The sequence below is a fragment of the Marininema mesophilum genome (genome assembly GCF_900106775.1).
In the GTDB taxonomy this organism is placed as follows: domain Bacteria; phylum Bacillota; class Bacilli; order Thermoactinomycetales; family DSM-45169; genus Marininema; species Marininema mesophilum.
Genome location: NZ_FNNQ01000028.1, coordinates 1 through 9584, shown reverse-complemented (window position 1 = coordinate 9584; position 9584 = coordinate 1). Strand labels below are relative to the sequence as shown.

Below are 9584 nucleotides of genomic sequence, written 5' to 3'. Positions count from 1 at the left end.
CACTCTGCTGAATTGTCAACGGTGCTTGTTGATAGTAAGTTAAATTTGGTCTCTCTTTTTAACTTGGTTGTTCCATCAAAAGCTTTACTCCAAGCCATGCTTGGTCCATATTTTTGGACCATTGCTTCTTCCCCAATCTGATCTCTCTCGTCACTAAGAGCAAAAATACGAGCGTGTTTTTTGGTCTCAGGATTATAAACTCCAAGGTCTATTTTCCCGTCCGGTTTTTTTTCTAAATAATATTGACCATATTCTCCTTTTCCAAAGTCCTCCGAACCTGTACCTTTAAAGTAGATGATATCTACACCCGCTGATTGGGTTGTAGTCGTTCCGCTTCCCGGTGCAGGCGCGTAGGGGTCTTCAGATAATTTAGGATAGTTGGCCGCATAGGGACTAGTAGGTTCATCTGCTTTTGGTGCAACTTTACCTTTGGGTGCGCTATCCGTATTATAAACCGGTGTTTTTTTACCATTTTTTTCATCGACCTTATACCCTTGAATATACTTCTCGGGTAGCTTCTTCTCATTGTCTGGTGCAGCCGAGGCTTTCACCGGGCCAATGAATCCACCACTAAAGACAAAAGCTAAAGCCAAAGCGAAGACAGTCATTATTTTCGCACTTTTCCCAACAATCTTCTTTCTCATGCTTTACATTCCTCCTCTGTTGTGGTTAGCCCTTTTTCTCTCTATACTAAATAGTAATGCACAGAATAAATATACCGTGTAACCGGTTTCATTTCAAGGTTTATATTACAGGTAAAACAAGGTAATTAGTCGGATTTAGGGTAAGCTTCTCCAAAAAGAAAAAACTACCTGTCAAGGTAGCTTTTTCTCCCGACTAACTCAACATATCTATCTACTTACTTCCTAAAGCTCATGTAAGAGGTAGATATTTATAAATACATCACTTAATACCCTTTGTTATTAATCTCGTCAACTCACCGTGTACTTTATCTCTCATTTCTTTATCCAATGGTGCTAGCCAAACATTTCTGCAAACCGTAAACCATCCGCGGCGAGCCTTGCGATAGTCGAATGGACGGGGTCTACTTGATCATTCTGTATTTCTGATCTTGAAGCTCTTTATACTGAAGTTGGGCTTTTTCCATGAAAGGCCTGAAGATTATTTTTTATATCATTCATAAAATCAACAGATAACTCATCAATCATTGCTTGAACGAGATCCTCTCTACTCGGGAAATGATAGAACATTCCACCTTTACTAACACCTGCTCGATTTGCTACCGCCTCAAGGGTGAGCTTTGATACTCCTCTTTCCCTTACGATATCGGATGCAGCTGTTAACAACTGGTTTCTTGTGGAATGATTTTAGTAAGCTCATTTGGCCTTAGTTTATCTAATGTTCATCATTATCCCGAGTCCGGGTAGAGTGTTAGATCCCTCTATTATAAGGTATCTTTTCGATTAACTCTGAAACTACCCTTTATTATATTTCTCTAAACCTTTAGTTTGTCGTTTAAACCATGACAATTTGTCTTTATCCTTTCATTGTATTGCTACACATGCTGCCTTACCATTGAGGCATACTAACTTGAAGGAGTGAATGTTTATGAAAAAAGTTCGTCGTTTTATTCCTTATGCAGCCGCCTTTGCGCTCTTTGCCTCCGTCGCGACCCCTGCAGCCTTTGCAAGTGCAAATAACACGGATGGAGCTAAACAGTTAGAAACAAAACAAAAAGTATGGAAATCGGCTCCCATTTCAAAAGAGAAAGCTAAATACGCCAAGGATGCTGTTGCAATTAAAAAACAAGGTGACAAATTTTTAATAACAAAAGCAGAAGCTGACGCCTTGAAAGGAGCTAAATTTTCCAAGGTTGCTCCAAGAATCGGAAAAGCACAAGCTAAAACCTGGTTAGCAACAAAAGGACAAAAAGACGTGCCGGCTAACGCCACGGTTGCTAAAAGAATCGGAAAAGCACAAGCTAAAACTTGGTTAGCAACAAAAAGACAAAAAGACGTGCCGGCTAACGCCACGGTTGCTCCAAGAATTGGAAAGTAAGAAGCTGACACTAAGTTAGCAATAAAAAGATGGTAAAAGCACAAAAAAACTAAAACCCGTTTCTTTCAAGATCCTTTTATGGTTATGAGAGGCTTGATGGTAAGTACCCTAATGATGTGCCCCCCTTAAAGTAGACACACCAAAAAAAGTGTGTGTAAATCTACTTAAGGGGGTTTTTGTATGGCGAAAAAGGGGCAAGAATTTCGTTCATTCAGTGCAGAGTATAAGCGAAAAGCAGTACGAATGTACTTGGAAGAACATCGAGGTTTGAAGTCCATTGCTAAAGAATTAGGTCTTGCGAGCCATTCCTATGTGAAGCGTTGGGTGAAAGCTTTTCAAGAAAAAGGAGAAGAAGGTCGAAAGATCAGCGAGGGAAATCTAGTAATAAGAAGAGACGTTCTCCCAAAGCAAAAAGTATGGAGGCGGAGAATCTACAATTACGGGCTGAGAACGAATATCTAAAAAAGTTGTTGCTACAAGAAGGGTGGGATGTTCCAAATCGGTAAGGTTTCAGGCCATCCACCAGCTTCGATCCCATTTCCCAGGACAATTATTGTGTAAGATCGCTCACGTCTCCCGCAGTGGAACAACCTCATCAAAAATGGGTGACGGATATCACTTATCTCTCTATTTTAGGAGAAGAATGTACCTTTCGGTGATGCTCGATTTGTTTAATAATGAGGTGGTTTCTTATCATCTAAATCCTCATCCTAGCTTGGGACAAGTTCTACAGACTGTACAACAAGCCGTACAACATCGCCCGAATGTTGAAGGATTGTTGATTCATAGTGATCAATGGGGTCCCTAATTATCTATGTCCAGACGAGGGAGCTGTTTGGACAATGCGCCTATTGAATCCTTTTTCGGTCATCCGAGATGGCTAGGTCCACACAAGTCGATGGGTGAATCACCTATTGAACACATTGGCATAAGGTAGGTATCGACGATCATATCAGTGAATGACACCCCAAATGGAGGTAGGAAAATGGTTTGTCCATCCTTTAGTACACAAACCACCTTTGCTGTGGGAGCTAATCCGGTAGGGATTACTAACGCTGATTTTAATGGCGATGGGATCCCTGATTTGGCAGTTTCTAATTTGCTCGATGATACGGTGTCTGTGTTACTAGGCACTGGTTCTGGGACCTTTGGGCCCCAAACCACCTTTGCTGTGGGAGATACTCCGCAAGGGATTATTAGCGCCGATTTTAATGGTAATGGCACCCCTGATTTGGCAGTTCCTAATTTTAACGATGATACGGTGTCTGTTTTATTAGGCAATGGATCTGGGGGTTTCGGTCCCCAAACCACCTTTGCTGTGGGAGATTTTCCACTGGGGATTACTAGCGCCGATTTAAATGGCGGTGGCGTCCCTGATTTGGCGGTTACTAACGCTAACGATGGTACGGTGTCTGTTTTACTAGGCACTGGTTCTGGGACCTTTGGGCCCCAAACCACCTTTGCTGTGGGAGGTTTTCCAGTAGGGGTAACTAGCGCTGATTTTAATGGCGATGGCTTCCTTGATTTGGCAGTTACTAATTCTAGCGATAATACGGTGTCTGTTTTACTAAATACTGGGACTGGATCCTTTGGGCCCCAAACCACCTTTGCTGTGGGAGCTAATCCGCAAGAGATTACTAGCGCTGATTTTAATGACGATGGCATTCCTGATTTGGCGGTTACTAATCAAGACGATGATACGGTGTCTGTTTTACTAGGTGATGGATTAGGGGGCTTTCAGCCCCAAACCACTTTTGCTGTGGGAGATCTTCCGCAAGGGATAACTAACGCTGATTTTAACTGCGATGGTTTCCCTGATTTGGCGGTTATTAATGTTGACGATAATACGGTGTCTGTTTTACTAGGCACTGGTTCTGGGGCCTTTCTACCCCAAACCACCTTTGCTGTGGGAGTTGTTCCATTGGAGATTACTAGCGCTGATTTTAATGGCGATGGGACCCCTGATTTGGCAGTTACTAATGCTGGTGATAATAACGTATCTGTTTTATTGGATAGCTGTGTCACTCCACTTACCTGCTCAGATCTTACCCTTGACAATGATCCAGGAACTTGTGAAGCCACTGTACCCTTCCAGACTCCACAATGTCCTAACGTCTCCACAGTCAGTAGCCCCGCTACAGTACCTGTTGGGGGACCCACCTTAGTTACGAGTACCGCTACCAGTAATGTCGATCCCGCCAATATTGAACCCTGTACCTTTACCGTAACGGTCATTGATACAGAACCCCCTGTTATCTCTGGACTCAACGATATCGAAACCGAAACGACTATAGATTGTGGTGCCATCGTCACTTTTTCTGAACCAACTGTGACGGATAACTGCCCGGGAACCATCACTACTTCTTTTTCTCCTGCTTCCGGTTCGTTTTTCCCCTTAGGGTCGACACTTGTTACCTTTACGGCTATCGACTCCAATGGGAATTCGGCTATGGGTACCTTTACCGTAACCGTCAGAGATACCGAACCCCCAGTCATTACTGAGCTGAACGATGTCGACGTTGAAGCCAACAACTCGATTGGTACGATTGTTACCTATCCCGACCCTACGGTGACGGATAACTGCCCTGGGACGATCACCATTTCCTGCAATCCACCTTCCGGATCCTTCTTTTTCATCGGTTCGACCGTTGTTACCTGTACCGCTATCGATTCCAATGGTAACTCAGCTACGGGTACCTTTACCGTTACGGTCTTCCCTTTTGAAGAAGAATAGAGGTTAGCCAAAAAGGGGGATGACAGGATGGTGACCCCTAATCGGGGTAGACCACATGCCTCTCTGCTCCACCTTTAACAGCGCAAGATCGGGAGTGACCGCATGCAGCCGAGTGTTTTTTTCTGAGGATCTCATTTGTATAACTGAGACCTCTTTTCTTCCCTCAGTAAATATAACTAACATTTATTTGTATTTTATAGAGAGTAGTTTATGAAAACAATCAAGGACCGTATTAGTCGTAGGTTAGTCACGGATTTAACTCGTTGACATAATATAGGCATCGTGTCACAAAAGTCTAGATCAAAACCAAGTGAATACCCCAGACTTTGGACAGGAGACAGTCTAGTACGAAGAATGAATCATAAACCAATTTCCACATCTTTGTATCCTCAAGGCCAAAGTCCGAAGGGGTTCAAGGAATAAGAATTACGCCAATGGAGGTCAGGAAATGGTTTGTCCATCCTTTAGTACGCAAACTACCTTTGCTGTGGGCAGTTTTCCAGAGGGGATTATTAACGCAGATTTTGATGGCGATGGAATCCCTGATTTGGCTGTTGCCAATGATGGCGATAATACGGTGTCTGTTTTACTAGGCAATGGGAATGGGACCTTTGGGCCCCAAACCACCTTTGCAGTGGGAACTAGTCCAGTATGGATAACTAGCGCTGATTTTAATGATGATGGAACCCCTGATTTGGCGGTTACCAATATTGACGATAATACGGTGTCCGTTTTATTAGGTGATGGGTTAGGAGGCTTTGCACCTCAAACCACCTTTGCAGTGGGAGCTTTGCCAGAATTGATAACTAGCGCAGATTTTGATGGCAATGGAATCCCTGATTTGGCTGTTACTAATGCTGGCGGTAATACGGTGTCTGTTTTATTAGGTGATGGGCTAGGGGGCTTTGCACCCCAAACCACCTTTGCAGTGGGAAGTTTTCCATTCGGGATAACTAGCGCTGATTTTAATGGCGATGGAACCCCTGATTTGGCGGTTACCAATTTTTTCAATAGTACGGTGTCCGTTTTATTAGGTGATGGGTTAGGAGGCTTTGCACCCCAAACCACCTTTGCTGCGGGAGGTTTTCCACAAGGGATAACTAGTGCTGATTTTAATGGCGATGGGATTCCTGATTTGGCGGTTAACAATGTTCTCGATAATACGGTGTCCGTTTTATTAGGTGATGGGTTAGGAGGCTTTGCACCCCGAACCACCTTTGCAGTGGGAAGTCAGCCACTCGGGATAACTACTGCTGATTTTAATTGCGATGGGATTCCTGATTTGGCGGTTACCAGTCGAGTCAATAATACGGTGTCTGTTTTATTAGGCGATGGGCTAGGGGGTTTTGCACCTCAAACCACCTTTGCAGTGGGAGCTTTTCCATTCGGGATAACTAGTGCAGATTTTAATGGCGATGGGGCTCCTGATTTTGCGGTTACCAATGAAAACGATAGTACGGTATCTGTTTTATTAGACAGTTGTGTTACTCCACTTACCTGCACAGATCTTACCCTTGAGAATGATCCAGGCACCTGTGGAGCTACCGTCCCCTTCCCTACCCCACAATGTTTCAACGTTTCCACAGTAAGTGACCCAGCGACAGTACCTGTTGGAACTCCCACCTTAGTCACTAGTACTGCTACCAGTAATGTGGATCCCACCAACATCGAAGCTTGTACCTTTACCGTTACTGTTAATGACACCGAACCCCCAGTTATTTCTGGACTCAGCGATATCGAAGTGGAAGCGACTATCGACTGTGGCGCCACTGTTACTTTTTCTGAACCTACGGTGACGGACAACTGTCCGGGAACCATCACCACTACTTTCTCTCCTGCTTCAGGTTCGTTTTTCCCCTTAGGATCCACCCTTGTAACCTGTACCGCAACGGACTCCAATGGTAACTCGGCTACGGGTACCTTTATCGTAACCGTTATTGATACTGCCCCCCCAGTCATTTCTGGGCTGAACGATATTGATGTCGAAACAACCAACCCCATTGGAACCATCGTTACCTACCCCGAGCCTACAGTGACGGATAATTGTCCTGGAACGACGATCACAATTTCCTGCAATCCACCTTCCGGATCCTTCTTTTTCATCGGTTCGACTGTTGTTACTTGTACCGCTATCGACTCCAATGGTAACTCAGCTACGGCTACCTTTACCGTTGCCGTTTTCCCTTTTGAAGAAGAATAAAGGTTAGCGAAAAAGGGGGAGATGGTGACCCTAATTTGGGTAGCCACATGCCTTTCTGCTCCATCTTGGGCTATAGGAGGTGACAAACATGGGGAGGAAAGCCAAGCCTATCGGGCTCCATATTGTCGAGGGAAATGGATCTCGTCTAAGGGTGACAATCTCTTTGCGTGTTTGCAAAGTAGTTACTTCTGATCTTGAAAGATAGCGACAATTAAACTCGCTACTCTATTTTTTTTAGTCTTTTTGACAGCATGAGAAGGTAGGTACAATCCACCCTGCCACCTATTATAAAAGTGCTTAGAGAGGCATACGGAAGTGCTTTTTTGAATCCGAACGAAAAAACTGGACATAAAGAAAGCCCGCCTAGGGAGAAATCCCTAGGCGGGCTGTTGGGTAAATAGTTTACAGGATCCCAGCCAAGCTAAGTGCTATCTTGACCACATCAATACTAGTGTGAAGAATTTCAGCAATAGCTTGTACACTAACTCCTTCGTTAAAGAGCTGAATGATTTGACCTGCCAGTTTTAACACTAGTTCCAATGTGATCATCTCCCAATTATAGGATATAGCCGGCCGGCTTAGCGCCTATTATAATCCCAGGTTAGGGATGTTGTAACTATTTTCTTACTACTATTTTTAAATGATTCAAAAAGAACTAATATAATAGACTTTTTCACTAGATTAAGGTGCCGAATACGAACAAAAAACTGGCTATAACTCTTTTTGAGAGGTAGAAAGCACATTGATCAACGTAGTAGTGGGCTTGATTGTTCGGTTTGGAGAAGTCAGAACCTGCGCATACGAGATGCATGGATGTCTCTTCTTTTCACTTCATTCCTAATAGGGGATCTAACCCACCTGACTATATTACAGTATTAGTGGGGGAGGGGAAACGAAAAGAGAGCATTCCAGCGAGGGAATGCTCTCTTTATTATATTTTTTACGTCCATTCCCGAGTTAGAAACCTTTTCCACCCTAAACCGTACTAGATTAGTAACGTTGTTCCGACAATTGTCCAAAAGGGTATTGGTTGCGGGGACAGTGAGATCAATATTTGTTAATATCGGCACTGAAATAAGGAATCCTTCACCAGATATGGGTGAAGGACAAAATGGAAGCTACATTCATAGGATAGAGGTTACCTCCCAAGGATCAAAACTTTTTTGAAAGAGGATTCCAGGGATGAACCTTATAATTGAATATTCCTCCTGTTACAGCCGGATCATTTTTAGCTAATTCAGTAGCTTCTTCCATATCTTCAATTTCTAGAATAATCATGCCACCCATATGGTCCATAAAGGGACCAGCAGCTAACACTTTATTTTCTGCTAATCTGTACTTACTCCAATATTCTTGATGGGAGCTTAAATCTTGTTCCCAAACAGGCTTATCATGATTCCAATTTGCACCCTGCGTGAAATAGATTACAGAATACCCCATATAAGACACCCTTCTTTCTTGTTCATTATTTAATCACCTACATAAATGAAGCAATAGCGGTTGAGATAACTATTATCATAACGAAAATCTGATTTGTCCGCTACACCTAATAACAATTCACCACTTGCAAGTAAAACTACTCTGAAGCAGTTTGCGCGCTCCATTTTATATGCTTTGAAAGCGGCAAAAAAGCGTCGCTATGGTTGTTTTAAACCTTGTAGTACACTACTGTTGCCTATACTTGCATAGTTTGCATAGTTTGAAGAGAAATTATGTTTGAAAGCAAATCTTTCTTTTCGATTGATGGATATGACTATCCTTTGATTTTTTCTAGATATAATAAAAAGAATATAAATTACAGTTCCTACATCTGTTTCCATTCACATTAATCAAGTGTATGATGATGTCGTATGGACAATCGATAGAGGAGTGACTGTGATGCATTCATTTGATATACATCGCATTGGAGAAGTTATTCGCAAAGCTCGAAAAGAGAATGGCTTCCGTATAGAAGATTTAGCGGATGAGAAGATTTCGGTAGCAACGATTAGTAATATTGAACGAGGCGTTCCCCATGTGAGAATTGAAAAAATAATGTATTTGCTGAATAAATTGGGTATGGATGCTAGCGATCTTCCAAAGATGCTGGAAGATCACAAGGATATGCTTCAAGAATTAAAAGTAGAGTTGGTAGCACTAGAAGGCCTCATTGATGCTGGTCAGTGCAAAGAGGCATTAACATTCTTAAAGCAATATGAGTTATCCGATGAACATGTATTGGCCCCTTTATAGAAAGCGCCGTAAAACCCCTGGCATCAGCCATGGGATATAAGGCGCGTCGAACGAGGGAGGGGGAGTTTTTTCCCTCTCGCAAGTTCGACTATCCCTGTATATAATTAACTATAGAGGAGGTGAACTAATGCACAAAGCGTTTAAGTTTCGTTTGTATCCAACGAAGGAACAAACCAATCTCATCAATAAATCTATCGGCTGTAGTCGCTTCACGTTTAATCACTTTCTAGCGAGATGGAACGAATCCTATGACAGCACAGGAAAAGGTCTGACCTATGGAACCTGTTCTGCCCAACTGACTTTATTGAAAAAAGAGATCGACTGGCTACGGGAAGTGGATTCAACATCGCTTCAAAATACGTTGAAACACTTAGCCGATTCTTTCTCTCGCTTCTTCAA

Annotated in this window: 11 protein-coding genes and 1 pseudogene; 7 read left to right on the top strand and 5 right to left on the bottom strand. The window is 42.9% G+C overall.

Annotated elements, in window-relative coordinates; all coding sequences use genetic code 11:
* From BLV90_RS15700 to BLV90_RS16900, 3 genes and pseudogenes are all read right to left on the bottom strand, one after another.
* On the bottom strand, positions 1-644 hold a 644-nt coding region (locus BLV90_RS15700; RefSeq protein ID WP_143035083.1), incomplete at its 3' end, for a hypothetical protein.
* 333 nt (positions 645-977) lie between these two features.
* Positions 978-1064: a hypothetical protein gene (locus BLV90_RS16780; RefSeq protein WP_342707394.1), complete on the bottom strand. Its 87-nt coding sequence runs from the start codon at positions 1062-1064 to the stop codon at positions 978-980.
* 122 nt (positions 1065-1186) lie between these two features.
* Positions 1187-1307, bottom strand: a pseudogene (locus tag BLV90_RS16900) (TetR/AcrR family transcriptional regulator); the annotation flags it as partial.
* Positions 1308-1569: 262 nt separating this feature from the next.
* Here BLV90_RS16900 and BLV90_RS15690 point away from each other — a divergent pair.
* The 5 genes from BLV90_RS15690 to BLV90_RS15675 all read left to right on the top strand — a co-directional run bounded on the left by BLV90_RS15690 (position 1570) and on the right by BLV90_RS15675 (position 6953).
* Positions 1570-2019 carry a hypothetical protein gene (locus BLV90_RS15690; protein ID WP_091743040.1) on the top strand — a complete coding sequence of 150 codons (450 nt, stop codon included), beginning with the start codon at positions 1570-1572 and terminating at the stop codon, positions 2017-2019.
* 180 nt (positions 2020-2199) lie between these two features.
* Positions 2200-2481, top strand: a complete 282-nt coding sequence (locus BLV90_RS15685) for a helix-turn-helix domain-containing protein (RefSeq protein ID WP_218142314.1) — start codon at positions 2200-2202, stop codon at positions 2479-2481.
* A gap of 139 nt (positions 2482-2620) precedes the next feature.
* On the top strand, positions 2621-2827 hold the full coding sequence (locus BLV90_RS16915; protein WP_483869236.1) for a DDE-type integrase/transposase/recombinase: 207 nt from the start codon (positions 2621-2623) through the stop codon (positions 2825-2827).
* 177 nt (positions 2828-3004) lie between these two features.
* Positions 3005-4753 (top strand): FG-GAP-like repeat-containing protein, encoded by a 1749-nt coding sequence (locus BLV90_RS15680; protein WP_091743038.1) that lies wholly within the window; start codon positions 3005-3007, stop codon positions 4751-4753.
* 448 nt (positions 4754-5201) lie between these two features.
* Positions 5202-6953, top strand: a complete 1752-nt coding sequence (locus BLV90_RS15675) for an FG-GAP-like repeat-containing protein (protein WP_091743037.1) — start codon at positions 5202-5204, stop codon at positions 6951-6953.
* Between the two features lie 402 nt (positions 6954-7355).
* Here the strand turns inward: BLV90_RS15675 and BLV90_RS16365 are convergent, their stop codons facing one another.
* Both BLV90_RS16365 and BLV90_RS15670 read right to left on the bottom strand, forming a co-directional pair.
* Complete coding sequence (locus tag BLV90_RS16365; RefSeq protein WP_177168123.1) at positions 7356-7493, bottom strand: hypothetical protein; 138 nt, start codon at positions 7491-7493, stop codon at positions 7356-7358.
* Between the two features lie 612 nt (positions 7494-8105).
* Positions 8106-8393, bottom strand: coding sequence for a YciI family protein (locus BLV90_RS15670; protein WP_091743034.1), 288 nt, complete (start codon positions 8391-8393; stop codon positions 8106-8108).
* Between the two features lie 438 nt (positions 8394-8831).
* On the opposite strand from BLV90_RS15670, the gene BLV90_RS15665 reads away from it, so the two are divergent.
* Positions 8832-9185: a helix-turn-helix domain-containing protein gene (locus tag BLV90_RS15665; protein ID WP_091743032.1), complete on the top strand. Its 354-nt coding sequence runs from the start codon at positions 8832-8834 to the stop codon at positions 9183-9185.
* Positions 9186-9312: 127 nt separating this feature from the next.
* Positions 9313-9584, top strand: a 272-nt coding sequence (locus BLV90_RS15660) for a helix-turn-helix domain-containing protein (RefSeq protein ID WP_177168122.1), incomplete at its 3' end; no start/stop codon positions are given.